Origin of the sequence: Sphaerotilus uruguayifluvii (assembly GCF_013294065.1) — a bacterium.
Taxonomy (GTDB): domain Bacteria; phylum Pseudomonadota; class Gammaproteobacteria; order Burkholderiales; family Burkholderiaceae_C; genus Sphaerotilus; species Sphaerotilus uruguayifluvii.
Genome location: NZ_JABSNM010000024.1, coordinates 23175 through 48021, shown reverse-complemented (window position 1 = coordinate 48021; position 24847 = coordinate 23175). Strand labels below are relative to the sequence as shown.

Sequence of the window (24847 nt, the reverse complement as noted above, 5' to 3'; positions counted from 1 at the left end):
CGGGTGTCTCCGCATCGGGGCTGGGGTGGAATGCTGGGGATCGGCGGCTGGTGGGCAAACCTGAGGTCCGGCCGCGCCGTGCAGATCGCTCCGTCGTGCGTTCAGCCGGCCTTGACGGTGACGCGGTCGCGGCCGCCGCTCTTGGACTGGTAGAGCGCCTGGTCGGCGCGCTCGATCAGCTGCCGGCCGGTCTCGCCGCGCTGCAGCGTCGTCAGCCCCATCGACAGCGTGACCTGGATCGCCGTCTCGCCGCCGGTCGGCGTGCGCGCCGGCACGCGCAGCTGCGCGACCGCGTGGCGCAGCTGCTCGGCCAGCATGCGTGCCGCCGGCAGCTGCATCGCCGGCAGCAGCAGCACGAATTCCTCGCCGCCGATGCGCGCGGCCAGGCCCTGTTCGGGCGTGCCGGCCTTCAGCGCCGCGGCGACCGCGCACAGCACCTGGTCGCCGGTGCCGTGGCCGTAGGTGTCGTTGATGCGCTTGAAATGGTCGAGATCGGCCATCAGCAGGCAGGGCGCATGGCTGTGCAGGCCCGCGCTGGCCGCCAGCGTCACGCAGGCGGCTAGGCGCTGCTCGAAGGCGCGCCGGTTGGCCAGTCCGGTCAGCATGTCGGTCAGCGTCTCCAGCCGCACCCGGTCGAGCTCGTCGCGCAGCTGGCCGATCTCGTCGCGGCTGTCGGCGAGCCGGCGCTGCAGATCCTGGATCGCCGAGTGCATCTGGCGGGTGGTCGCGACGATCTCCTCCAGGCCGGGCAGGGGCTCGCGCCCGTTCAGGCCGTCCTGGAAGCGCGACAGCGAGCTGCCGTAGGCGGCGGTCTGGTCGCCGGCGCGCGCCGCGCTGTCGGCGATCTGGCCCAGCACCGAGGAGACGCTGTCGCTCATGCGCCGCAGCATCGCCGGATCGGTGCCGGAGCCAACGACATGGCGCTTGTGCAGCGCCTCGGCCACTGCATCGTCGAGGTGCAGGTGCTGCGACAGGTAGCGGTCGATCGCGTTGCGCAGGTCGAGGTTCTCGCCGCGCGCGTACTCGTACCAGATCGCGTAGTGCACGGGATGCATCGATGTCCCGTGGCGTCTCATGAGCTGCACGGCCTGCTTCAGGACCTCGGTGCTGTCGATGCTCTCGGTGTGTCTCACGGTCGGCTCGCCGGTTGGATGGAGGGGCGCGGGCGGACTCGGACCCGCAACTGCAGCCGCTCGCATTCCGTGCTGTCGGTGCGCGGGCCCACGGTCTTGACGGGACATTCAGGCGCCACCGCCGGAAAAGCGGTACTTTTCCGGGGATCCGGCCTCCCCCGCGTCTGCAGGGGGCACGGGTCAGGCTCGCGCATTCCGCCCTAGGGCGATCGCGGCGTGCGAATCGAGAATTTCCGTTCCATGACTGCCGAACCCCCGATGTCGACTCCCGCCGCCCCCCTCGACCCGGTCATCCCGTGGCGAGCGCAGCAGGTGCGCAGCGTGCTGCAGGCCGCGCCGCGGCTGACGGCCTCGCTGCTGCTGCTCACGGCCATCTCGGTGTGGCTGTGCTCGCCGGCGCTGGAGCCGGGGCCGGTCGCGGCCTGGGCCGGGCTGCAGACGCTGCTGGTGCTGCTGTGGTGGACCGACACGAAGCGGCTGTCGCGGCGCGACGACGCGCGGCTGCTGTCGCGCCGGGTGATGCTGCGGCTGGGGCTGCCGGTCGGCCTGGCCGGCATCGCGCTGGCCGGGCTGGCGGTGGCGGCCTTCCCGAACATGGCGCGCGAGTGGCAGTTCCTGGTCGGCGTGATGCTGGGCGGCGCGCTGTTCGCCGGCGCGATCGAGCTGGCGGCGCTGCCGGTGCTGTCGGCGCTGTGGGGCGGCACGCTCGGGGCCGGCGCGGTGCTGGCGCTGCTGGCCGTGGGCATGCCGGTCTTCTCGGCGGCCTTCGCGATGCTGGTGCTGCTGGCGGTGCTGGTCAGCGCGTCGGTGCGCGGCACCTCGCGCCTGCTGCTGGCGCGCATGCAGGCGCAGCAGGCTGCCGCGCAGGGCGAGCAGACGATCGCGCTGCTGCTGCGCGACTTCGAGATGCAGTCCGACGCCTGGAGCTGGGGCAGCGACGAGCGCGGACGGCTGACGACGGTCGTGCCGCGCATGGCCGCCGAGCTCGGCTTCGATGCGCCGCAGGCGCTGCTCGGCCAGGATCTGGTGCAGGTGCTGCGCAGCGGCGAGGGCGGGGCCTCGCTGGCGATGCGCCAGGGCTTCCGGGGGCGCACCGATGCGCGCCTGGAGCCCGAGCTGCTGCGCCTGATCGCGGCGCTGCAGTCCGACCAGCCCTTTCGCGGCATCGAGGTCGCGGTCAGCCGGCCGGGGCGCTCGCCGCGCTGGTGGTCGGTCAGCGGCGCGCCGGTGACCGACCAGACCGGCCTGCATGTCGGCTGGCGCGGCATCGTGCGCGACGTGACGCTGCTGCGCGAGCAGTCCGGCGAGCTCGAGCGGCTGGCCCGCACCGACACGCTGACCGGGCTGGCCAACCGCCATGTGCTGCAGCAGCGCAGCGAGACGGCGCTGGCCGCGCTGCTGAGCCACGATCCGCCCGCCGAGGACGGCGCCAGTCCGGTGGCGCTGCTGCTGCTCGACCTGGACAACTTCAAGACCGTCAACGACCACTTCGGCCACCTGGTCGGCGACCGGCTGCTGCAGGAGGTCGCGCTGCGGCTGCGCGAGTGCGTGCGCCGCGGGCCGGTCGAGGCCTCGCGCATCGTGCTGGCCCGGCTCGGCGGCGACGAGTTCGCGCTGCTGGTCGAGCGCCCGACCCGCGCGGTCGAGCGCGAGGCGCTGGCGCTGGAGCTGCTCGCGGTGCTGCGCGAGCCCTGGCAGGACGAGGCGCTGTGCGTCGAGATCCGCGCCAGCCTGGGCGTGGCGGCCTGGGACGGGCCGGGCATGAGCGCCGCGCGGCTGCTGCAGCAGGCCGACATCGCGCTGTACGAGGCCAAGTCGGCCGGGCGCGACACGGTGCGCATGTTCGACGCGACGATGGGCGAGCGCATGGCCGAGCGCCATCTGGTCATCCACGAGCTCGGCCAGGCGCTGGAGGCGGCACGCCGCCGGCTGCAGCCCGGCGGCCAGGACCGGCCCGATCCGCCCTGCGGCCGGCTGAGCGTGCACTACCAGCCGCAGCACGATGTCGGCGACGGCCGGCTGACCGGCTTCGAGGCGCTGGTGCGCTGGCGCCATCCGGAGCGCGGCTGGATCTCGCCGGCCCATTTCATCCCGGTGTCCGAGGAGACCGGCCTGGTCGTGGCGCTGGGCGAATGGGTGCTGCGCCAGGCCTGCCACGATGCCGCGGCCTGGGGCGGCGACACCAAGATCGCGGTCAATGTCTCGGGCGTGCAGTTCGCCGGCCGCCATCTGGTGCGCACCGTCGCCGAGGTGCTGGCCGAGACCGGGCTGGCGCCGCACCGCCTCGAGCTGGAGATCACCGAGACCGCGGTGCTGGTCGACCCGGCCGCGGCGCGGGTGCGCATGCAGTCGCTGCGCGCGCTGGGCGTGCGCCTGGGCCTGGACGACTTCGGCACCGGGCATTCCTCGCTGTCGTCGCTGCGCACCTATCCGATCTCGACGCTCAAGATCGACCGCAGCTTCATCACCGCGCTGGTCGACGGCGGCCAGGCCGACATGATCCTGCAGACCATCGTCCAGCTCGGCCAGGCGCTGGGCATGAAGACGCTGGCCGAGGGCGTCGAGACCGACGGCCAGCTCGACGTGCTGCGCCGTCACGGCTGCGACCAGGTGCAGGGCTATCTGTTCGCGGCGGCGCTGGACGCCAGGACGGCCGCGCAGCGGGTGCGTTCGTGGCAGCCGCACGCGCGGGGCGTGCGATCCGCTGGCCTGGTTCCGTCTGGAACCTGATAATGATCAAATCATCCCGGACCCCGCCACCGATGCCCGCCCGACTTCTTCCATGATCCGCGCCGCCCTGGACGGTCGCCACGACGCGGCGCCGTCATGCTGGCCGGACGATGGCGGGCGCCTGCTGCTGCAGGGCCGGCTGGTGCGCACGGTGCTGCGCCTGGCCCGGCTCGGCGCGCTGGTCGACGTCGGCCTCGGCCTGCTGGTGCTGTGGCTGCTGCTGCCGGTGACCGGGATCGATGCGCGGCTGCTGTGGCCCGTCGGCCTGTCGGCGGGTGCGCTGGTGCAGCTGGTCGATGCGCACCTGAGCCTGCGCGGGCCGACGGAGCGGCTGGCGCGGCCGGCGGTGCGCTGGCGCTTCGTCGTCCATTCCGTGCTGGCCGGGCTGATGTTCGCCGGCATCGCGGTGACGCTGTTCCCGGCCGTCGACTCTGACCGGCGCCATCTGCTGGCCGTGATCGCCAGCGGCGTCGTGCCGGTCGGCGCGATGCTGGGGGCGCCGCTGCGCTGGGGTGGCGTGGCCTGGACGCTGATCACCTCGGCCGGCATGCTGCTGGGCGTGCTGCAGCTCGACGGGCTGGTGCGCGACGTGACGGTGCCGCTGATCGTGGTGATGGACGTGCTGGTGCTGACGACGCTGGGCGCGATCTCGCGCAGCGTGCGCCAGCGCCTGCAGGCCGAGCTCGAGGCGCGGCGCGATCGCGATGCGCTCGACCTGCTGCTGCGCGACTTCGAGCGCCATGCCGACGACTGGCTCTGGGAGAGCGACGCGCAGGGCCGGCTGCGGCGCCTGCCGGCGCGCATGGCGCAGTCGCTCGGCGTCAGCGATGCCGGGCTGCTGATCGGGCGGCGCCTGACCGAGCTGCTGCGCGATGCCGACGGGATCGACGCGCTGGCGCGCCATCTCTCCGAGCCGCTGCCCTTCCGCGCGCTGGAGCTGCATCTGCCCTCGCGCCATCTGCTGCAGACCGCCCGGCAGCGCTGGCTGCTCGGCGGCGTGCCGGTGCTCGATGCCGTCGGGCGCATCCTGAGCTGGCGTGGCGTGGTGCGCGACGTCACGCTGCTGCACGAGCAGTCGCGCGAGCTGCGCCGGCTCGCGCACACCGACGTGCTGACCGGCCTGGCCAACCGCCATGTGCTGCAGCGCCGCTGCGCCGAGGCGGTGGCGCGCTGCCGCCTGGCTGCCACGTCGACGACGGCGTCGCCGGGGGCGGGGCCGGACGCGCTGCTGCCGCTGACGCTGTGCCTGATCGACCTGGACCACTTCAAGGAGGTCAACGACACGCTGGGCCATGCCGCCGGCGACCGGCTGCTGTGCGAGATCGCGCGGCGGCTGTCGGCCTGCATCGCCGGATTCGGCGATCCGCGCTCGCTGGTGCTGGCCCGCCTGGGCGGCGACGAGTTCGCGCTGCTGATCGATCGGCCGCATGGCGTCGACGAGCGCGACCGGCTGCTGGCGGCGATGCTCGAGGCGCTGCGCGCGGCCTGGTCGCAGGAGGGGCTGGCGATCGAGGTGCGCGCCAGCCTGGGCGCGGCCTCCTGGGAGCCGCCGCACGAGGAGACCGACCGGCTGTTCCAGGACGCCGATCTGGCGCTGTACGAGGCCAAGGCGGCCGGGCGCGACACGGTGCGGGTGTCCGACGCACCGATGCGGGCGCGGCTGATGCGCCGCCACGGCCTGATCCGCGATCTCGGCCAGCTGCTGACGGCGCCGGACGGCGAGCACCTGCTGGCCGGCCGCATGACGCTGCACTACCAGCCGCAGTTCGCGCTGGGGAGCGGGCATCTGGTCGGCGCCGAGGCGCTGCTGCGCTGGCAGCATCCGCTGCGCGGCTGGATCTCGCCGGCCGAGTTCGTGCCGCTGGCCGAGGAGAACGGCCTGATCGTGCGGCTGGGCGAATGGGTGCTGCACCGGGCCTGCCAGGAGGCGGCCGGCTGGCCGACGCCGCTGCGGCTGGCGGTCAACCTCTCGGCGGTGCAGCTGCGCGGCGACGGGCTGGTCGACATGGTGCGCTCGGCGCTGGCCGGCGCCGGCCTGCCGGCCGATCGGCTGGAGCTCGAGATCACCGAGACGGCGCTGATGCAGGACTCGCGCCGAGCGCGCGAGCAGCTGCGCGCGCTGCGGGCGCTGGGCGTGTCGATCGCGCTCGACGACTTCGGCACCGGGCATTCCTCGCTGGCGCAGCTGGCGGCGCTGCCGGTCGACCTGCTGAAGATCGACCGCAGCTTCGTCGCCGGCCTGGGCGCGGCCGGCGAGCGCTCGGCGCAGGCCGAGGCCATCGTCGGCCTGATCGTCCAGCTCGGCCGCACCACCGGCATGGGCACGCTGGCCGAGGGCGTCGAGACCGCCGCGCAGCGCGAGGCCCTGCGCGCCTGCGGCTGCGAGCTGATGCAGGGCCACCTGTCGGGCCGTGCGGTCGAGTCGGCCGAGCTGGTGCGCCGCATGGGGGCGCACGCAGGCGCCGCGCCGCTCAGCCTGCCGGCCTGATCCGCGCCGGACGGTATTCGGGCACCAGCCGCGCCAGGCGCTCGCGCACCTCGTCGTCGGGCGCGCTCGAGCGGGCGGCGGCCCAGTCCAGCAGCAGCTGCACCTCGTCGAGCGAGCTGGCCGACGCGTCCAGACGCGCGATGCGCAGCCGCTCGAAGCGCGTCGGCAGCGTCGCGTCGGCGTCGGCCAGCAGCTCCTCGAACAGCTTCTCGCCCGGGCGCAGCCCGCTGAAGGCGATCGGGATCTCCGCCAGCGTGTGGCCGCTCATGCGGATCAGGTCGCGGGCCAGGTCGACGATGCGCACCGGCTCGCCCATGTCGAGCACGAAGACCTGGCCGCCTTCGCCGATCGCGCCGGCCTGCACCACCAGCCGCGCGGCCTCGGGAATGGTCATGAAGAAGCGGGTGATGTCCGGGTGCGTCACCGTGACCGGGCCGCCGCGGGCGATCTGCTCCTTGAACTTCGGGATCACGCTGCCCGACGACCCGAGCACGTTGCCGAAGCGCACCGCCATGAAGCGCGTGCGGCCCTCGCCGGCGGCCATGCGCGCGGCCAGCCGCGAGATCGCCATCTCGGCGGCGCGCTTGGTCGCGCCCATCACGTTGGTCGGGTTGACCGCCTTGTCGGTCGAGATCAGCACGAAGCGCTCGACGCCGGCGGCCGCCGCCGCGCTGGCCGCGCGCCAGGTGCCCAGCGTGTTGTTGCGCAGCGCGGAGAAGGCGTTGTCCTCCTCCATCAGCGGCACATGCTTGTAGGCGGCGGCGTGGAAGACGACCTGCGGGCGCAGCCGCGTGAAGGTGGCCGCCAGGTGCTCGGGGTCGCGCACGTCGCCGACCAGCCGCACCAGCGGGATGTGCGGGAACAGCTCGCCCAGCTCCTGCTCGATGCGGTAGAGCGCGAACTCGCTCAGCTCGTAGAGCACGAGCTTGAGCGGCCCGTAGCGCGCCACCTGCCGGCACAGCTCCGAGCCGATCGAGCCGCCGGCGCCGGTGATCAGCACCACCTTGCCCGACAGGCACTCGCTGATGCCGCCCTCGTCGAGCTGCACCGGCACGCGCCCGAGCAGGTCCTCGGGCTCGATGTCGCGCACCTGCGCCACCGCCTGGCCCTCGCGCAGCTCGGCGGCGGTCGGCACCGTCACCACCGGCAGGCCGGTGGCGGCCGCCAGGTCGAGCGCGCGGCGGCGCTGCACCGCGGTGGCCGACGGCATCGCGACGATCAGGTGCGTGATGCCGTGCACCTCGGCCCAGCGCGGCGCGCTCTCCAGATCGCCCAGCACCGGCACGCCGCCGATGCGCGCGCCCAGCTTGCGCGGGTTGTCGTCGAGCAGGCCGACCACCACCCAGCCGTGGTGCTGGATGCCGGCCATCAGCAGCTTGGCGGCGTCGCCGGCGCCCAGCACGAGCGCACGGCGCGTCTCGTGCATCGAGCCGGAAATCCGGCCGCGCATGTGCTCGTAGAGCATGCGGTAGCCGATGCGCACCATCGCCAGCCCCATCAGGCTGACGACCGGATGCAGCGCCAGCACCGCGCGCGGCACCTGCACCAGCTGCGCCATCAGCACGCCGACCGCCCCGAGCAGCCCGGCGATCGCGCAGGCGAAGGTCAGCCGCTGCACCTCGCCGAAGCCGGAGAAGCGCCACATGCCCTTGGGCACCTTCAGCGCGGCGAACACCGCCACGTACAGCGCCAGCAGCCCGGCCAGCACCCAGCCGTCGTAGGACGGCCGCGCGTTCCACCAGCGCTCGAAGCCGAGGCGGAACAGGTAGGTGATGTTCCAGCACGCGGCGATGACCGCGGCGTCGATCGCCAGGGCCAGCGGCTCGCGGTGCGGCCGGATGCGGGTCAGCAGGGTGTCGAGGGTGTGCCAGCTCATCGTTCGAGGATCGCGCGCAGCGTGCGCAGGATCAGCCTCAGGTCGGTCAGCACGCCCGCCTCGTCGACGTAGCGTGCCTGCAGCGCCAGCTTGGCCGGCAGGACCACCTCGCGGTAGGTGCGCTCCGGGTCGGTGCTGCGCGCCAGCAGCGTGCTCTCGTCGCGGTACTCGATCGAGGCGAAGTCGGTGATGCCGGGGCGCACCGACAGCACCTTCTCGCGCAGCCCGGCGGGGTAGAGCGCCACGTAGCGCGGCACCTCGGGCCGCGGGCCGACCAGGCTCATCGTGCCTGCGAGCACGTCGAAGAGCTGCGCCAGCTCGTCGAGCTTGGTGCGGCGCAGCAGCGCGCCGACGCGGGTGATGCGCGCATCCTGCCCCACGGTGAGCTGCGGGCCGCGGTCCTGCGGCGCGTGCGTCATCGTGCGGAACTTGTGGATGCGGAACTCGCGGCCGTGGCGCCCGACGCGCACCTGGCGGAAGAAGACCGGCCCGGGCGAGTCCAGCCGCACCGCCAGCGCGATCAGCGCCAGCAGCGGCGAGAGCACGATCAGGCCGCAGCCGGCCAGCAGCAGGTCGAGCAGGCGCTTGGCCATGTCGTCCGCAGACCGCCCGACCGCTCAGCGCGCCAGCACGCCGCGCAGCACCGCGGCCACCCGTTCGGCGTCGGCCAGCGTCATGCGCGAGTACAGCGGCAGGCTGAAGGTGGCCTCGTAGGCCTTCTGGCTGTGCGGGAAGTCCTCGGCGCGCAGGCCGTAGCGCTCGCGCCAGTAGGGCTGCTGGTGCAGCGGGATGTAGTGCACGCTGCTGCCGATGCCGGCGGCGAACAGCGCCTCGATCACCGCGTCGCGCCCGACCGGCGCGTCATCCCGCAGGCGCAGCACGTAGATGTGCCAGGAATGCAGGTCGCCGCCAGCGGGCTGCGGCGGCAGGACGAGCGGCAGGTCGGCCAGCAGCGCGTCGTAGTGCGCGGCGATGCGGGCGCGCGCGTCGCGGAATTCGCGCGCACGTTTCAGCTGATGGATGCCCAGCGCCGCGGCGATGTCGGTCAGGTTGTACTTGAAGCCGGGCGCGACGATCTCGTAGTACCAGCTCGGCACCTTGGCGGTGAAGCGGTCGAAGGCGTCGCGGTTGATGCCGTGCAGGCGCATGACCTTCATGCGCGCGGCAAGCTGCGCATCGCGCGTGACCGCCATGCCGCCCTCGCCGGTGGTGATGGTCTTGTTGGCGTAGAAGCTGAAGACGGTGACGTCGCTGGCCAGCGTGCCGATCATCTGACCGGCGTGCGTGGTCGGCAGCGCGTGCGCGGCGTCCTCGACCACCTTCAGGCCGTGGCGGCGCGCGATCGCCAGGATCTCGCCCATCTCGGCGGCGCGACCGGCGAAGTGCACCGGCACGATCGCCCGGGTGCGCGGCGTGATCGCGGCCTCGATGGCGGCCGGGTCGATGCACAGCGTGGCCGGGTCGATGTCGACCAGGCGCACGTCGGCTCCAAGATAGCGCGCCACCTCCGCGCTGGCGGTGAAGGTGTGCGTGGTGGTGATGACCTCGTCGCCGGGGCCGACGCCGACGGCCTCGAGCGCCAGGTGCAGCCCGGCGGTGGCCGAGTTGACCGCGATCGCCTCCAGGCCCGGCGCGGCATCGGCGCCGTCCAGGAAGGCGGCGAAGTCCTGCTCGAAGCGGCGCGCCTTCGGGCCGGTGGTCACCCAGCCGTGGCGCAGCGTGTCGACCACCTCGGCGATCTCGTCCTCGCCGATCTCGGGCAGCGCGAAGGGCAGGAAGGGCAGTGGGGTCGGATCGGACGGGGCGGTGGGCGAGGACATCGGCGGCAGGGCTTCGGGGGAGGCGGCGGGAACCGCCGATGCTAATGCAGTTCCGGACGGTGCTAAGTTCGCGTCCCATGGCCGACTTCAATCCCTGCCAGAGCTGCGGCGCCTGCTGCGCCCATTTCCGCGTTTCCTTCTACTGGGCCGAGGCCGAGTCCCTCGGCCTGCCCGCCGGGCTGACCGAGCCGGTCGATCCCTGGCATGCCTGCATGAAGGGCACCGGCCGGCGCGCCGGCCTGCGCTGCATCGCGCTCCAGGGCGAGATCGGCCGCGAGGTCGGCTGCAGCGTCTACCCGCAGCGGCCCTCGCCCTGCCGCGAGGTCGAGCCCGGCGACGCGCACTGCCTGAAGGCGCGTGCGGCGCACGGGCTGCCGGCGCTGGCGCAGCGGCCGGGGCCGTGAGCCGTCGGCCGCGTCAGTCCGCGCGTCCGGGCTTGCCGATCCACGCCAGCACATGCGTGCGCAGCGGCGGCAGCGCGCCCAGCAGCGGATAGAGCGCCGGCGAGAGGCGGCAGGCCGCGCGCGCCAGCGGCGGGGCCAGCGTCAGGCGGCGCGCCTCGATGCGGCCGTGCGGAAAGAGCTCGCGCACCCGCGCCAGCGTCACGCCGCGCACGTCGCGGTTGCGCGGGTTGTTCCAGGTGAAGTCGTACCAGAGCACCGCACCGCCGGGGCGCACCCAGCGCCACATCGTGTCGGCCAGGCGCTGCTGGAAGGCGTCGTCCAGCAGCGAGGAGAAGACGGTCGACTGCAGCACCAGATCGGCGCTGGCCTCGGCCAGCGGCGCGGTGCAGGCGTCGCCCAGATGCAGCACCACGTCGGCCGGCAGCACCGCGCGCGCCTCGGCATGGCGATCGGCCATCAGCTCGATGCCGCACAGGTGGTCCGGGCGCACGCCGGCACGCAGCAGCTCGAGCAGGTTGCCCCCGGCGCCGCAGCCGACCTCGACGATCTGGCGCCGTGCCAGATCGTGCCAGCCGTGGCGGGCGAACAGCCCGAGCATCGCGCGCTGGCGCTCCTGCACGGTCTGCCAGACATCGGGCTGCAGCAGGCTGTAGCGGTCCGCCAGCCCGGCGGCGGCCCGGCGGGCGTAGCGCTGCTCGATGCGGGCGGTCTCGTCGTCGCGGGAAGGAGGGTGGGCCATGGGCGGAGATGCTGCCACGGCCGGGGCTGGACGTCAGCCGGTGCAGGCCTGGAGGAAGCGCCGGGCCAGCACCGGATAGGTGTGGTTCGCCATCACGAAGGCGCGGCCGCGCTCGCCCATCGCGCGGCGCTCGGCCGCGGGCAGCGCGGCGAGCCGGCGCAGCCCCTCGGCCACCGCGTCCGGAGACTCCGGCGCCACCGTCAGGCCGCAGCCGGCCTCCGCGACCGGGTCGTTGCCGGCCTCGACCGAGTGCAGCACCGCGCAGCCGGCCATCATGTAGTCCATCAGCTTGTTCGGCGCGATGCCGAAGCGGTAGATGGGCACGCGCTGCCAGCCGATGTAGGCGATGTCGATGCCGGCCAGGAAGCTCGGGATCTGGCGCTTGGGGATCGGCGCGAGCATCGTGACGCTGGCCTCCAGGCCCTCGGTGCGCACCCGCTCGGCCAGGCGATCGCGCTCGTGGCCGCCGCCGACCATCACGAAGGCGATCGCGGCGCCGGCATCGCGCAGCCGCTTGGCCGCGTCCAGCAGCGTGTCGAGCGCGTTGGGCAGGCCCATCGAGCCGGCGTAGCCCACCACCGTGCGCCCGGCGGCCCGCGCCGCCGCGACCGCACCGGCGACATCCTCGCGCAGCGGCTCGGGCGCGCCGTCCCATTCGTCGAGCGTGATGCCGTTGGGCACGATGTGCAGCTTGCGCAGGTCCAGGCCGCGCCCGGCCATGTGCTCGTGCACCTTCGGCAGCATCGACACGACCACGTCGGCGTCGCGGTAGGCATCGTCCTCGGCCTTCTGGCACATCAGGATGAAGGGATGGCGCGGCGACATGCCGCCGAGCTCGATCGGCGACAGCGGCCAGAGGTCGTGCACCTCGAAGACCAGCTTCGCACCGGCCAGCCGGGCCAGGCGGCGCGCCACCCAGATGTCCATCGGGTAGGTGCTCGAGGCGATCACCACGTCGGGGCGGAAATGCGTGGCGATGCCCGGCGCCGCACGCCAGACCTGGCTCAGGAAGGCCCAGATGTTCTTGACCCGGCCCAGGCCGTTGCCCTGGTAGGGCGGGCCGGGAAACCACAGGTAGTCGATGCCGTCGATGTCCTGGTGCTCGGGCTGCTCGACCGGGCGACCGCGGGGCGTGGGTGCGGTGGCGCGCACATGCGAGGTCGCGCAGGCCACCATCTGCACCCGGTGGCCCAGGCGCACCCATTCGCGCGCGAGGTAGTAGGGGCGGAATTCCATGCCGAGCGCGGGCGTGCCGGCATAGTGGTTCAGGTAGAGGAGATTCATCGGGCTCGGGGACGGCGCCTCACATCAGCTCGGCCATGCGGTCGAGCAGGCCGACCACCGCCGGGGCGAACTGGCCGTGCAGCCGCACCCATTCGTGATTGTCGCGGCCGATCTCCAGCGCCTGCGGCAGCAGCGGCGCGAGCTGCATCGGCAGGTTCATCAGCTCGATCGGGGTGTCGGTCAGGATCAGGCCGTTGTGGCCGGAGCGCACCAGCTCGTGGTTGGCCGGCAGGTCCGACAGGATCGGAATGCAGCCGCTGGCCATCGCCTCCAGCACCGACACCGCCACCGAGTCGCTCGAGGGCAGGCTGAGGTACCACTGCGCCTGCTCGTAGTGGCGCTGCTGCGTTACCGCGTCCAGCCGGCCGACGAACTCCACATGGCGCGACAGGCCCAGCTCGGCCACGCGCGCCTCGAGCGCGCCGCGCAGCGAGCCGTCGTTGGCCACCGTCAGCCGCGCCTCGGGGAAGGCGCTGGCCAGGGTCGCGAAGGCGGCGATCACGCGCTCCGGGCGGTAGATCGGCTCCAGGCCACGGTTGGCGAAGAAGGTCCACGGCGCCTTGCGCACCGGCACCGGCGGCATGCGCTCCAGGCCGAAGGGAAAGACCTGCACCTCGGCGGCGCCGAGCTGGCGCATCTGCGCGGCCATGTGCTCGGAGTCGCTGGTGGTCAGCGTGCTGGCGCGCAGCACCTGCGAGGTGATCCAGCGGTAGTGCGGCCCGCGCTGCGGCGTGACCAGGATGTCGCTGCCCCAGGCCGAGGCGCAGATGTGCCCGCGCAGCTTCCAGCCCTTCTTCGCCGCCACCGTCAGCGTGCCGTGCGAGGTCAGGTAGTGCGGATGCAGCCAGTCGGCGTCGACCCGCTGCAGCCAGCGGCCCAGCTCGGGCAGCCGGCGCAGCACGCCGACATTGCCGCCGCCGTGGCGCGTGTCCTCGCCGAGCGCGAAGCGGCAGCGCTCGGGCACCAGCGCGTCGAAGCCCGGCGCGAAGCCGCGGCTGGAGGCCACCCACAGGTCGACCTGCGGCGCCAGCGCGCGCGCCCATTTCAGCAGGTGCGGGCTCTCGGCGTCGCCGATCAGCACATGGCGCCAGCGGCCGTAGGCGGGGGGATCGGTCTCTGGCAGGGCTTCGGGAAGGTCGCGGATCAGTCGTCGGGCCATGTCAGCGGGGCTCGTTGTCATCGGCCGCTCCGGGCGCCGGCGAGGCGGCCCAGGCGGCATGCTGCTCCCTGCATTGCGGATGTCGTTGCAGCAGTGTCTCATCCCCGTCGCGGCTGTCGCCGACCACTTTCGCGGGCGATCCCTCCAGGATTGCGAAATCCGGAAACGTACCCCTCACCCGGGTGCCCGCCTTGACGATCGTGCCGCGGCCCAGGCGGGTTCCGGCCTCGATCACGCAGTGCGGACCGATGTAGCTCCAGGGGCCGATCTCGACCGGCCCGGCGATCCAGCCCGGACGCGGGCCCGGGCCGGCCCAGGTGGCGAAGGCGGGTCCGAGCAGGCGCAGGCTGCGGTGCGAGCTGTGGGTGACGATGGCGCAGTGGCTGGTGATCTGCACGCCGTCGCCGATCGTCACGCCGCCGCTGGCCTCGATCAGGTTGAAGTGGCCGATGAAGACATGGTCGCCCAGGCGCAGGCCGTCCTCGTGCTCGATGCAGGTCGACGGCGCGATGCGGGTGTGCGGCAGGTCGCGGCCTTGCGAGCGTTCGCCGAACAGCACGCGAAACAGCAGCGGCCGCAGCAGGCGGCGGCGCCAGCGGTTGACGGCGGCGCGCAGCGCCAGGGTGTTCATCGCGGGGTCTCCCCGACCGGCCAGGTGGCCAGCCGCCAGAAGTAGAAGCCGAAGTAGAGCAGCATCGCCAGCGACACCGCCAGGCCCGCGCCCTGAAGCCCGCCCAGATGCAGCCCGAGCGCCAGGGCGCCGACGAAGGCGCCCTGGCCCCACAGCGCCAGGCGCAGCGCCCAGCCCTGCGCCTGCCAGGCCATGGTCACCACCGCCAGCGGGGCGGCGACGAAATGCGCGCCGATGTAGGGCGCCAGCACGCGCGCGAGCTCGCCGGCCTCGCGCCAGCCCGGCCCGAACAGCGTCGCGAACAGCCACGGCCCGGCCAGGCCGAGCGCGGCCGCGAGCGCCAGCGCCGCCGCGCCCAGCAGCGCCATGATCCGGCGCACCGCATCACGCCCGGCCGGGTTGGGGCCGGCGCCGTCCGCGGTCAGGCGCGGGTAGAGTGCCTGCGACACCGCACCCCCGACCAGCGAGGCGGGCGCCTTCAGATAGCGCAGCGACAGACCCCAGAAGCCGGCCGCCGCCGGACCGAGCGCGGCCGCGATCAGCGCCAGCGAGACGGTGTCCTGCAGTGCGCCGAGAAAGGCGTGCGGCGTGTTCAGCAGCGGGAAGTCGCGGTGGCGGCGTGCGACCTCGCCGAGCCCGGGCGCCGTGGCCTCGCGGCCGGGACGCGGCGAGACCGCCAGCAGCGTCAGCGCGGCCAGCGCCTGCGCCAGCACCGGCGCGATCACCAGCCCGGCCACGCCGCCGTGCAGCACGCCGGCCAGCGCCTGCGCCAGCGCCGCGCCGCCGTACTGCAGCACGCGCGCAAGGGCCAGCGCCCGGAAGCGCTCGTGGCGGGTCGCCCACATCGTCGCCAGCGACAGCAGGCCGCCGACGGCCACCGCCGGCCCGAGCCACAGCGCCCAGCCGGCGCCGGCCTGCAGCGCCCAGCCGATGCCGCCCAGCCCGGCCAGCACGCCCAGCCCGGCCGCCAGCCGCAGCGCCAGGCGCCACAGCGCCGCCGCCTCGCCCGCGTCGCGCGCCAGCGGCAGCGCGAATTCGTAGCGCCCGCAGGCGACGACGCCCAGATTCGTCGCCACCGCGGCGAACAGGTGGAAGGCGCCGAACTCGTCCGGCGTGTACAGCCGCGTCAGCAGCGGCCCGAGCAGCAGCGGCAGCGCCTGCGCCAGCGCGCCGCCGGCCAGCAGCGTCAGCGTCGCGCGCAGCAACTCAGGCGTCCGCGGCCAGTCCGGCCAGCGCCTCGGCCAGCGCCGCCACGACGCGGTCCTGGTCGGCCTCGGTCAGGTCCGGGCTCATCGGCAGGCTCATCACGCGGGCGGCGGCGGCGACGCTGTTCGGGCAGCCGCCGGTGGCGACCGCGTCGGCATAGGCCGTCTGGTGGTGCAGCGGTTTCGGGTAGTGCACGGCGGTCGGGATGCCGGCGGCCTGCAGCGCGGCCTGCACCTTGGCCCGCTCCGGCACGAACACGGTGTACTGGCCCCAGACGCAGTCGCGGTCCGGCCGCACGGTCAGCAGGCCGAAGCCGGGATGGCGTGCGGCCAGCGGCGCCAGCAGCGCGTGGTAGCGCGCGCCCAGCTCGCGCCGGCGCTGCAGTTCCCACTCGAAGCGCGGCAGCTTGGCCAGCACGACCGCGCACTGGATCGTGTCCATGCGCCCGCCCACGCCGACGCGGGTGTGCGTGTAGCGCGCGCTCTGGCCGTGCACGCGGATCTCGCGCGCGGCCTGCGCCAGCGCGTCGTCGTCGGTGAAGAGCGCGCCGCCGTCGCCGTAGCAGCCCAGCGGCTTGCTCGGGAAGAAGCTGGTGCAGCCGATCGTGCTGGTGGCGCCGCTGCGCCGGCCCTGGTAGGTGGCGCCGAAGCTCTGCGCCGCGTCCTCCACCACCGGCAGGCCGTGGCGCGCGGCGATCGCGTTGATCTCGGCCATGTCGGCGACCTGGCCGTAGAGGCTCACCGGCATGATCGCGCGTGTCTTCGGCGTGATCGCCGCCTCGATCAGGCGAGGATCGATGTTGCAGGTGTCGGGCTCGATGTCGACGAAGACCGGCCGCGCGCCCAGCAGCGCGATCACCTCGGCGGTCGCGGCGAAGGTGAAGGGCGTGGTGATGACCTCGTCGCCCGCCTTCACGCCCAGCGCCATCAGCGCGATCAGCAGCGCCTCGGTGCCGCTGGAGACGGTCACGCAGTGCTTCGTGCCGGCAAACGTCGCCAGCGCGGCCTCGAGCGCCTTCACCTCCGGCCCCATGATGTACTGGCCGTGATCGAGCACGCGATGGATCGCCGCGTCGATGTCGGTCTTCAGCGCGGCGTAGGGGGTCTTGAGGTCGATGAATTGCATGGTGGCCGGATTGTTGCAGAGCGCCCCGATCCGACCCGCTCAGGCGGCTCGCCGGCGCCACCAGCGGCGCACCCCGAGCCCGAGCAGCGCCACGACCCAGGGCAGCAGCGCCAGCAGCAGCGGCGTGCCCCAGTCCATCGCCTGCAGCTCGTCTGCCGAGGGAAAGGGGCTGCCGACGAACTGGTGAAGCCGCTCGCGGTGCCAGCGCTGCCCGGCCAGCGCGAGCTGGGCCTGTGTCCAGAAGGCCAGCGCCAGGGCGGCCGCCAGGACCAGGAGCAGGCGCCATGGGCGGAACGCGGTGGCAAAGGGCATGGCGTCAGGGCAGCTCGACTCGCCGCTGAGGAGAAGACAGTCCCGCCTTGGCGAGTCGCTTGGCTTCCGCGCTGTGGGGCAGGATACGGATGGCCCCGGTCATGGCCAGCCAGCGGTAGGCTGAGACCTTGTGTTCGAGACTGCGCAAATGCTCGAAGGCGGGCTGGTTCAGCTTGTCTTTCAGCCAGGCCAACTTGTCGAGCATCTTCTGCACTTCTCCTGTGCTGGATGCCGGGTGGGCTTCCAGCCAGAACAGACTTTCCTGGCCCGACTCACCGCGCACGCCGATGCCGTAGTCCCACCGGGCTGCCGTGGGCTCGCTGGCCAGAAGGCAGGCATCCAGATCGACGCTTGCCGTGTGGCGGTGGCCTGGCTTCAGCGCCACGCCCGGACGGTATTCACCCTTGACGGCGCTCAGCCCGGGTTGCGGCTCCAGTTCCGCATGGTGGCAGGCGTGCTCGAAGTCGGACGGGGCTTGCCCGGATCGAGCGCTGGCTTGGCGACGGGTGGCCATCAGATCGAGGTTCCGGTGCGGACTGCTGCGCGGTTCACGGCGGTGGCGATGGTGGCGTTCACGCGCGATGAGAAGCCGGTGATGCCGCCCCATTCGGATTCGGCCTGCTCCAGCGCTCCCGGGTCCAGCGCCGAGATGTCCCGGACTGGACTCTGGCGGTCGAAGAAGTAGACACGGTAATCCTTCGACAGGGCGGCTTGAGCCAGTTTCTTGGCGGAGTCCTCTGCCTTCAGGCTGAACAGGTCGCGGATGTCTTTTTCCGTGGCTCCAAGCTGCTTGAACTCCTGTATAGCCCAGATCATTTCCAGCACGACCGGCGAATGGGTCGAAATGACGACCCGATAGCCTCGCCGCATCAATTCCAGAACCAGCAGCAGCACGGCGGAGATGCCTTGGGGGTGCAGGCCCATTTCCGGCTCTTCGAGCACCACCCATTCGATCACCTCGTCCTGGCTTGCGCCTGACATGCGCTGAGGGTTGGGGACTTGGCACAGCCAGTATAGGCCCATCAGCAGCGGCGTGAATTCGCGCTGACCGGCAGACCAAGACAAGAAGCCTAGCGCTTTGGACTGGCCATCCAGCTGCAGCGCCAGACGCTTCGTGAAGTTCGACTCGTCGATCAGTAGCTTGCCACCACCAAAAAGATGCTGGTGGATCGGGGTGCGCAGACTCTTGTTGAGCTTCCGCGGGGAGGGGAACAGTTCTCCCTGGGCACCGAATTCGTTCTGGATCAGGTCATGCACGGCATCGCTAAAAACGCGAAGGGTGTAGGGATCGCCGTAATTGAACTGCCCGAAATTCTGAGACACGCCGCCTGGCAGACTCATGACGCGCTGCGCAGGAATATAGAAAAGCCGTTCGTGCTTGATGCGACTCTTGGGTGCCTTTCCGGGCGAGGCATAGTCCGGCAGGTTGATCTTCTTGCCGTTCCAAGTCAGCGCGGAGGTTTCCGTGTTCCAGGCCCCGGCCATGCCGCCGCCAAAATAGCCTTCCAAGAAGGCTTCGGCCCGTCCTGCCACATTGACGTTGTGATGGCGGAAGGTATCGTGGATGTGATCGCGGTCGATCAGCAGCTTGAGTGTTTGTAGAAAGATGCTTTTGCCAGTAGCCTGCGGGCCGACGATCACGGTCAGGTCGCCGAAGGTCACATCGGCCGACAGGATCGGCCCAAGATGCTCGATTTGCAGGCGAGGAGCGGCCGCCGGTCTGGTGACGCGAGCCCGCTTGCTCGTGATGGCAGGCGCTGCTTGTGGGTTTAGGGAGTCGTTCGTCATCCGTCACTCCACCATGATCACCACGTCGCCGACGAGCCGATACCGCTCCCCCGTCGCCGGACACGTCGCCTCGCCCTCGCCGCGCACCGGCAGGCCCAGGCGCTCGCCGTGGCGGCTCATCCAGCCGATGCGCCTGGCCGGCACGCCCACCATCAGCGCGAAGGCCGGCACGTCGCGGTTGACCACGCTGCCGGCGCCGACGAAGGCGTGCTCGCCCACCGTGGTGCCGCAGACGAGGGTGCAGTTGGCGCCCAGCGTGGCGCCGCGCTTCACGACGGTGCGCAGGTATTCGTGCTTGCGCGACACCGCCGCGCGCGGGTTGTAGACATTGGTGAAGACGACGCTGGGGCCGCAGAAGACGTCGTCCTCCAGCGTCACCGCGTCATAGACCGAGACGTTGTTCTGGATCTTCACGCCCGAGCCGATCACCACGTCGTTGCCGACGAAGACGTTCTGGCCGAGCGAGCAGCCCGCGCCGATGCGCGCGCCGGCGCAGACATGGCTGAAATGCCAGACCTTGGTGCCGGGCCCGAGCTGGGCGCCGTCGTCGATGATCGCGCTGTCGTGGTGCCAGGCGGGCGTGTCCATGTCGGTTCTCCGGGTTGAGGGGGCTCGGCTCAGAACACCAGCGGCAGGCCGACACGCACGCCGTCGCGCGCCGAGCGGTAGCCGGCGATCAGCACTTCCAGCGAGCGCAGGCCGCTGTAGCCGTCGACCTCGGCATGGGCCTCGCCGCGCAGCGTGTCGATGACGTTGGCGTAGTAGAGCGGATGGCCGAAGCCGTAGACCGAGGTGGTGGCGTAGCTGGCGGCCTTGATCTGCTCGTCTTCGGGGCGGGGCGCGTCGAATTCCCAGTGCTGGATGTCGTTCACCGCCACGCCGCCGATGCGCACCGTGCCGCGCTCGCCCAGCACGGTGATCGAGCCTTCGAGGTTCTTCGGGTAGGTCAGCATCGTCACGTTGATGCTGGCGAGCCCCCCGGCGCGCAGGCGCAGGCTCATCACGCCCGAGTCCTCGGCCTCGATGTCGCGGCCCTGCGTCGCGGTGTAGGCATGCACGTTGTCGACCGGGCCGACCAGCCAGTCGACCATGTCGACGTAGTGGCTGGCCTGGTTCATGAAGGCGCCGCCGTCCATGTCCCAGCGGCCGCGCCACGGCGCCTCGTCGTAGTAGCTCTGCGGCCGGGTCCAGAAGACGTTGACCGTCACCATGTGGATGCGGCCGAAGCGCTTCTCGTCGATCGCCTTCTTCAGCAGCTGCATCGTCGCGTTCAGGCGGTTCTGCTTGACGACGAAGAGCTTGACGCCGGCATCGCGGCACTCGCGCACCATCGCCATGCCCTCGTCCCACTTGGTGGCCATCGGCTTCTCGGAGAGCACATGGCGGCCGGCGCGCGCGGCGCGGATCGCCTGCTGAGGGTGCAGGCCGCTGGGCGTGGTGAGCACGACGATGTCGGCATCGACTTCAGCCAGCATCGCTTCCAGCGAGGTGAAGGCGCGTGCGCCGGTCTGCGCGGCGGCGGCCGCGGCGCGCTCGGGCACCTTGTCGCAGACGGCCACCAGCTCGGCGCGGTCGGCATGCTGCGCCAGCGCGCCGAAATGGTTCTTCGCGATGCGGCCGCAGCCCACCAGGGCGAAGCGGATCTTGCGGTCGGTGATGGGGAAGGCGACGGTCATGGTGGCAAAACGGGCGGCAGAGGGGCCGCGATGGGGCGGCGGGACGGTCGATCGATTTTAGGCGGGGGGCGAGCAGGCCTAGAATCGCCGCGAAATCCTTCCCTCCACACGACACCCGCCTGCCGCGCCCGCCGCGGCCGGGCCGAGCCGAGCCGACGATGAGCCACGCCGCCCCCACTCCCGTTCCCGCCGACGACAACCAGCTGATCGCCGAACGCCGCGAGAAACTCAGCCAGATCCGCGCCCAGGGCGTCGCCTTCCCGAACGACTTCAAGCCGCGCGACCACGCCGCCGACCTGCTGGCCGCGGCCGAAGGCAAGGACAACGAGGCGCTCGAGGCCGCGCCGATCGCGGCCTGCATCGGTGGCCGCATGATGCTCAAGCGCGTCATGGGCAAGGCCTGCTTCGCCACGCTGCAGGACGGCACCGGTCGCATCCAGCTCTACGTCACCCAGGACAATGTCGGCCCCGAGAAGCTGGCCGACTTCAAGCGCTGGGACCTGGGCGACATCCTCGGCGCCGAAGGCACGCTCTTCCGCACCAAGACCGGCGAGCTGTCGATCAAGGTCACCTCGATCCGTCTGCTGACCAAGGCGCTGCGCCCGCTGCCCGACAAGTTCCACGGCATGACCGACCAGGAGCAGAAGTACCGCCAGCGCTACGTCGACCTGATCACCGACGACGCCGCACGCGCGCGCTTCCGCGCCCGCTCCAAGGCGGTGTCGAGCATCCGCGAGTTCATGATCGACAACGGCTTCCTCGAGGTCGAGACGCCGATGCTGCATCCGATCCCGGGCGGCGCCAACGCCAAGCCCTTCATCACGCACCACAACGCGCTCGACCAGGAGATGTTCCTGCGCATCGCGCCGGAGCTGTATCTGAAGCGCCTGCTGGTGGGCGGCTTCGAACGCGTGTTCGAGATCAACCGCAACTTCCGCAACGAAGGCATCTCGGTCCGGCACAACCCGGAATTCACGATGATGGAGTTCTATGCGGCGTACTGGAACCATCATGACCTGATGGACTTCACCGAGAACCTGCTGCGCCAGGCGGCGATCGCCGCCACCGGCGCGGCCCGCGTGACCTACGCCGGAAAGGAAGTCCATCTGGACGAGCCCTTCGCGCGCCTGTCGGTGCGCGACTCGCTGGTGGTGCACGCCGGCCTCTCGCAAGCCGAGGCCGACGATGCCGACGCGATCCACGCCAAGCTGAAGTCGCTCGGCGAGGAGCCGCCGAAGCACTGGGGCCTGTCGCAGCTGCAGTTCGGCCTGTTCGAGGCGGCGGTCGAGGAGAAGCTCTGGCAGCCGACCTTCATCATCGACTATCCGGTCGAGGTCTCGCCGCTGGCGCGGGCGTCGGACACCAATCCGGCGATCACCGAGCGCTTCGAGCTGTTCATCACCGGCCGCGAGTACGGCAACGGCTTCTCCGAGCTGAACGACGCCGAGGACCAGGCCGCGCGCTTCCAGTCGCAGGTCGCCAACAAGGAGGCCGGCGACGACGAGGCGATGTATTACGACGCCGACTTCATCCGCGCGCTGGAATACGGCATGCCGCCGGCCGGCGGCTGCGGCATCGGCATCGACCGCCTGATCATGCTGCTGACCGACTCGCCCAGCATCCGCGACGTGATCCTGTTCCCGGCGCTGCGCCGCGAGGGCTGAGTCGCGTGGACATCGGCGTCATCGGCATCGGCAACATCGGTCTGGGGCTGGCGCAGCGCCTGATCGACCGCGGCCACGGCGTCAACGTGCGCGACCTGCGCAAGGTGCCCGAGCGCATCGCCGCGAAGTCGGGCGCGCGGGTGCTGCCGACGCCGGCGGCGGTGGCCGAGTCCTGCGAGCTGCTGATCATCGCGGTGGTCGACGCGGCGCAGGTCGACGAGGTGCTGTGCGGCCCGGGCGGCGTGCTGTCGGCGCCGCCGGTCGACGTGATGATCTGCAGCACCCTCGCGCCGGCCGAGGTCGAGCGCTTTGCGCGGCTGGTGCGCGCGCGCGGCGCCGAGCTGCTCGACGCGCCGGTCTCCGGCGGTCCGGCCAAGGCGCGCAACGGCACGATCAGCCTGATGCTCGCCGCCGTCGAGGCCGCGCGCACCCGCCATTCGGCGGTGCTGGCCGATCTGGCCGGCCGCACCTTCCTGGTCAGCGACAGGCCGGGCGACGCCGCGCGGGTCAAGCTGATCAACAACCTGCTCGCCGGCGTGCACCTGGTCGCAGGCGCCGCGGCGCTGGCCACCGGCGAGCGCATGGGCCTGGACATCCATCTGCTGCAGCAGGTGATTTCCGCCAGCTCCGGCCAGGCCTGGATCACCGACGACCGCATGCCGCGTGCGCTCGAGGGCGACCACGCGCCGCGTGCGCACATGCAGATCCTGACGAAGGACCTGACGCTGGCGCTGCAGATGCTGCAGGGCGCCGGCGAGCGCTCTCCTTTCGGCGAGGCGGCGCTGTCGGTCTTCCGCACCGCCTGCTCGTCCGGTCTGGGCGAGCATGACGACGGTGCGGTGCTCGAACTGTTCCGTCGCCGCCGTCTGGCCCCGCCCGGCGGCTGAGCCCGGCGGCGCCGGATCAGTTCACTGCCGGGGCGGAGGCTTCCGGCGTCACCTGGACGCGTGCGGGCTCGTCGGCGCGCAGCATCGCGTATTCGCCGGTGGTGCGGGCTTCGGCGAGCTCGGCACGGACCTCCTCGCGTGTCACGCCGGGCGTGCTGCGCGCGGTGCCGACGGTGCCGTCCTTCCACAGCGCGTGCAGCGTGCCGTCCTTGCGGGCCTGTTCCAGCTCGGACATCACCTCGGCGCGGGTCTTGGCCGGGCCGACGCTCTCATGAGCGAAGCCCTTCGGGCTTTCTCCGGCGAAGGCTGCGGTCGACACCGTGGCCGCAGCGATCATGGCCAGCAGGGCATGGAGGGTCTTGGAGATCTTCATGTTCCGGATTCCTGAGTCACATCGGTTGAAGGCAGTCTGCTGGGCGGGTGATGCCGGGATGTGTGACCGGCTCCGTCCATGCGTCCAATGTGCTCGGCGCGTCGCCGGCCCGGTATCGGCTCAGGGCGTCTCGCGCTGTCGGAGATCGCGCAGTCCTGTTTCCATGTATTGCTGCAACAGGATTGAATTAATAAAAATGAATTATTTGGATTAATTTATTATGATTAATCCTTCAATATAAATAATTGAGTGTGCCATTTTTGGATTTCCTGCACATACACCTGCTCCATCGCGGGTCACACTGGCGTGTGCACGCCAGGGCGGGAGCAGGTGTCCGCAAGACCGGGGAGTCACGGGGAGTCAACATGATGAATGCATCCGTATCGGGATCCGTGGCGGATCTCGTCGAACTGGGGCCGCTGCTGTGGCAGGAGCTGGTGCGGGCCAGTCAGGAGCCCCGGCATGAATGGCGCCAGGCCACGCTGGCCACCGTCTGCGCGGTCGACGGGCCGCAGGCGCGCACCGTCGTGCTGCGCGAGGTCGAGGAGCGCACCCGCACGCTGCTGGTCTACACCGACACCCGCTCGCCCAAGGTCGCGCAGCTGCGTGCCGATCCGCGTGCGCAGCTGGTGTGCTGGTCGCGGGCGCTGGGCTGGCAGCTGCGGCTGCGCTGCCGCGTCGAGGTCCGCGCCGACGGGCTGGACGTGTCCTCGCGCTGGGCGCGGCTGCGGCACACCCCGTCGGCGCAGGACTACCTCTCGCCGCAGGCGCCGGGCACGCCGCTGTGGCTGGCCGCACCCGCGGATCCGGCCGGCGCGATGTCCGCCGGCGAGGTGCGCGCGCATTTCGCGGTGATGCGCCTGCAGGTGCTGGAGATGGACTGGCTGGAGCTGGCCGCCGGCGGTCATCGCCGCGCGGTGTTCGATTGCCGCGACGCCGAGATGGCGGCGAGGTGGTGCGTCCCCTGATCTGGTACCGGGCCGCGTGCGAGGAAGCGGCGCAGCGGCGACAATCGACGCGTCACGCCCTTTGCGTGTCGTCCAGTCGAGATCCGTCGCCGTGTCCGCCTCCCTGTCTTCCGCCGTCCCGCCGATGCCGTCGGCCCGTCCCGCAGCCCCCGATGCGCTGGCGCTGCGCCTGGGGTATGCCGGGCTGATTCCCTTCGGGGCCGGCGCGCTGCTGGCGATGCTGGTGCGCGCCGACGTGCAGCCCTACGTGCTGCTGTCGATGTCGGTCTATGCCGGCGTGATCGTGTCCTTCCTGGGCGGCATCCACTGGGGGCTGGCGATGCTGGCGCCGGCGCCGCAGCACCGCCGGCTGTGGACGGCGGTCATCGTGCCGCTGTTCGGATGGGTGTCGGTGATGATGCCGCCGCGTGCCGGGCTGGTGGTGCAGGGCGTGCTGCTGGTGGCCTGCTACCTGGTCGACCGCCACGCCTATGCCGAGGCCGGCCTGTCGAAGTGGCTGACGCTGCGCTTCCGGCTCTCCGGCGTGTCCGCGCTGAGCTGCTTCCTGGCGGCGGCCCAGGCCTGATTCCTGCGGAGCACCGGCG

The 24847-nt window shown here is 71.8% G+C and carries 23 protein-coding genes; 7 read left to right on the top strand and 16 right to left on the bottom strand.

Features of this window, described 5'->3' with window-relative positions; all coding sequences use genetic code 11:
- Nucleotides 1-101: 101 nt before the first annotated feature.
- Nucleotides 102-1133, bottom strand: coding sequence for a GGDEF domain-containing protein (locus HNQ01_RS22640; protein WP_173807215.1), 1032 nt, complete (start codon nucleotides 1131-1133; stop codon nucleotides 102-104).
- 258 nt (nucleotides 1134-1391) lie between these two features.
- Between HNQ01_RS22640 and HNQ01_RS19670 the strand changes: the two genes are divergently transcribed.
- Nucleotides 1392-3863, top strand: coding sequence for a putative bifunctional diguanylate cyclase/phosphodiesterase (locus tag HNQ01_RS19670; RefSeq protein ID WP_173807214.1), 2472 nt, complete (start codon nucleotides 1392-1394; stop codon nucleotides 3861-3863).
- 52 nt (nucleotides 3864-3915) lie between these two features.
- Nucleotides 3916-6351: a putative bifunctional diguanylate cyclase/phosphodiesterase gene (locus HNQ01_RS19665; RefSeq protein WP_173807213.1), complete on the top strand. Its 2436-nt coding sequence runs from the start codon at nucleotides 3916-3918 to the stop codon at nucleotides 6349-6351.
- Here HNQ01_RS19665 and HNQ01_RS19660 read toward each other — a convergent pair.
- The 3 genes from HNQ01_RS19660 to HNQ01_RS19650 are packed head-to-tail and all read right to left on the bottom strand — an operon-like array spanning nucleotide 6335 to nucleotide 10047.
- Nucleotides 6335-8227 (bottom strand): polysaccharide biosynthesis protein, encoded by a 1893-nt coding sequence (locus tag HNQ01_RS19660; RefSeq protein WP_173807211.1) that lies wholly within the window; start codon nucleotides 8225-8227, stop codon nucleotides 6335-6337. The genes HNQ01_RS19665 and HNQ01_RS19660 overlap by 17 nt on opposite strands.
- Nucleotides 8224-8820 carry a sugar transferase gene (locus HNQ01_RS19655; protein ID WP_173807209.1) on the bottom strand — a complete coding sequence of 199 codons (597 nt, stop codon included), beginning with the start codon at nucleotides 8818-8820 and terminating at the stop codon, nucleotides 8224-8226. Before HNQ01_RS19655 ends, HNQ01_RS19660 begins: the two co-directional genes overlap by 4 nt.
- A gap of 24 nt (nucleotides 8821-8844) precedes the next feature.
- Entirely contained in the window at nucleotides 8845-10047 is a 1203-nt protein-coding gene (locus HNQ01_RS19650; protein WP_173807208.1) for a DegT/DnrJ/EryC1/StrS family aminotransferase, read from the bottom strand.
- A gap of 77 nt (nucleotides 10048-10124) precedes the next feature.
- On the opposite strand from HNQ01_RS19650, the gene HNQ01_RS19645 reads away from it, so the two are divergent.
- Complete coding sequence (locus HNQ01_RS19645) at nucleotides 10125-10451, top strand: YkgJ family cysteine cluster protein (protein ID WP_173807207.1); 327 nt, start codon at nucleotides 10125-10127, stop codon at nucleotides 10449-10451.
- 13 nt (nucleotides 10452-10464) lie between these two features.
- On the opposite strand, the gene HNQ01_RS19640 is transcribed toward HNQ01_RS19645, so the two are convergent.
- From HNQ01_RS19640 to HNQ01_RS19590, 11 genes are read right to left on the bottom strand one after another with little or no spacing between them, the layout of a single operon-like run.
- Nucleotides 10465-11190 (bottom strand): class I SAM-dependent methyltransferase, encoded by a 726-nt coding sequence (locus HNQ01_RS19640; RefSeq protein WP_173807206.1) that lies wholly within the window; start codon nucleotides 11188-11190, stop codon nucleotides 10465-10467.
- 33 nt (nucleotides 11191-11223) lie between these two features.
- A complete protein-coding gene (locus tag HNQ01_RS19635; protein WP_173807205.1) occupies nucleotides 11224-12474 on the bottom strand; it encodes a glycosyltransferase family 4 protein in 1251 nt (416 codons plus the stop codon).
- Between the two features lie 19 nt (nucleotides 12475-12493).
- Nucleotides 12494-13633, bottom strand: a complete 1140-nt coding sequence (locus tag HNQ01_RS19630) for a glycosyltransferase (protein WP_173807204.1) — start codon at nucleotides 13631-13633, stop codon at nucleotides 12494-12496.
- 1 nt (nucleotide 13634) lies between these two features.
- Nucleotides 13635-14264 (bottom strand): acyltransferase, encoded by a 630-nt coding sequence (locus HNQ01_RS19625; protein ID WP_286181000.1) that lies wholly within the window; start codon nucleotides 14262-14264, stop codon nucleotides 13635-13637.
- Nucleotides 14261-15469 carry an oligosaccharide flippase family protein gene (locus HNQ01_RS19620; protein ID WP_286180999.1) on the bottom strand — a complete coding sequence of 403 codons (1209 nt, stop codon included), beginning with the start codon at nucleotides 15467-15469 and terminating at the stop codon, nucleotides 14261-14263. The genes HNQ01_RS19625 and HNQ01_RS19620 overlap by 4 nt, the downstream gene beginning before the upstream one ends.
- 1 nt (nucleotide 15470) lies before the next feature.
- Nucleotides 15471-16595 carry a DegT/DnrJ/EryC1/StrS family aminotransferase gene (locus HNQ01_RS19615; RefSeq protein ID WP_173807202.1) on the bottom strand — a complete coding sequence of 375 codons (1125 nt, stop codon included), beginning with the start codon at nucleotides 16593-16595 and terminating at the stop codon, nucleotides 15471-15473.
- Between the two features lie 39 nt (nucleotides 16596-16634).
- Nucleotides 16635-16907: a hypothetical protein gene (locus HNQ01_RS19610; RefSeq protein WP_173807201.1), complete on the bottom strand. Its 273-nt coding sequence runs from the start codon at nucleotides 16905-16907 to the stop codon at nucleotides 16635-16637.
- A gap of 4 nt (nucleotides 16908-16911) precedes the next feature.
- Nucleotides 16912-17421, bottom strand: a complete 510-nt coding sequence (locus HNQ01_RS19605) for a hypothetical protein (protein WP_173807199.1) — start codon at nucleotides 17419-17421, stop codon at nucleotides 16912-16914.
- Nucleotides 17421-18695: an AAA family ATPase gene (locus HNQ01_RS19600; protein WP_173807197.1), complete on the bottom strand. Its 1275-nt coding sequence runs from the start codon at nucleotides 18693-18695 to the stop codon at nucleotides 17421-17423. Before HNQ01_RS19600 ends, HNQ01_RS19605 begins: the two co-directional genes overlap by 1 nt.
- A gap of 3 nt (nucleotides 18696-18698) precedes the next feature.
- Nucleotides 18699-19283, bottom strand: a complete 585-nt coding sequence (locus tag HNQ01_RS19595) for an acyltransferase (protein ID WP_173807196.1) — start codon at nucleotides 19281-19283, stop codon at nucleotides 18699-18701.
- A 29-nt stretch (nucleotides 19284-19312) separates the two neighbouring features.
- A complete protein-coding gene (locus HNQ01_RS19590; RefSeq protein WP_173807195.1) occupies nucleotides 19313-20371 on the bottom strand; it encodes a Gfo/Idh/MocA family protein in 1059 nt (352 codons plus the stop codon).
- A gap of 158 nt (nucleotides 20372-20529) precedes the next feature.
- On the opposite strand from HNQ01_RS19590, the gene lysS reads away from it, so the two are divergent.
- Both lysS and HNQ01_RS19580 read left to right on the top strand, forming a co-directional pair.
- On the top strand, nucleotides 20530-22035 hold the full coding sequence (gene lysS, locus HNQ01_RS19585) for a lysine--tRNA ligase (protein ID WP_173807194.1): 1506 nt from the start codon (nucleotides 20530-20532) through the stop codon (nucleotides 22033-22035).
- A gap of 5 nt (nucleotides 22036-22040) precedes the next feature.
- The gene (locus HNQ01_RS19580) at nucleotides 22041-22922 is read left to right on the top strand and encodes an NAD(P)-dependent oxidoreductase (protein ID WP_173807192.1); all 882 of its coding nucleotides are present in this window, start codon (nucleotides 22041-22043) and stop codon (nucleotides 22920-22922) included.
- Between the two features lie 16 nt (nucleotides 22923-22938).
- Here HNQ01_RS19580 and HNQ01_RS19575 read toward each other — a convergent pair whose 3' ends face one another.
- Complete coding sequence (locus tag HNQ01_RS19575) at nucleotides 22939-23295, bottom strand: DUF4148 domain-containing protein (RefSeq protein ID WP_173807190.1); 357 nt, start codon at nucleotides 23293-23295, stop codon at nucleotides 22939-22941.
- A gap of 368 nt (nucleotides 23296-23663) precedes the next feature.
- On the opposite strand from HNQ01_RS19575, the gene HNQ01_RS19570 reads away from it, so the two are divergent.
- Both HNQ01_RS19570 and HNQ01_RS19565 read left to right on the top strand, forming a co-directional pair.
- Complete coding sequence (locus tag HNQ01_RS19570) at nucleotides 23664-24263, top strand: pyridoxamine 5'-phosphate oxidase family protein (RefSeq protein WP_173807188.1); 600 nt, start codon at nucleotides 23664-23666, stop codon at nucleotides 24261-24263.
- A 124-nt stretch (nucleotides 24264-24387) separates the two neighbouring features.
- A complete protein-coding gene (locus tag HNQ01_RS19565; protein ID WP_173807187.1) occupies nucleotides 24388-24828 on the top strand; it encodes a DUF3429 domain-containing protein in 441 nt (146 codons plus the stop codon).
- Nucleotides 24829-24847 lie beyond the last annotated feature (19 nt).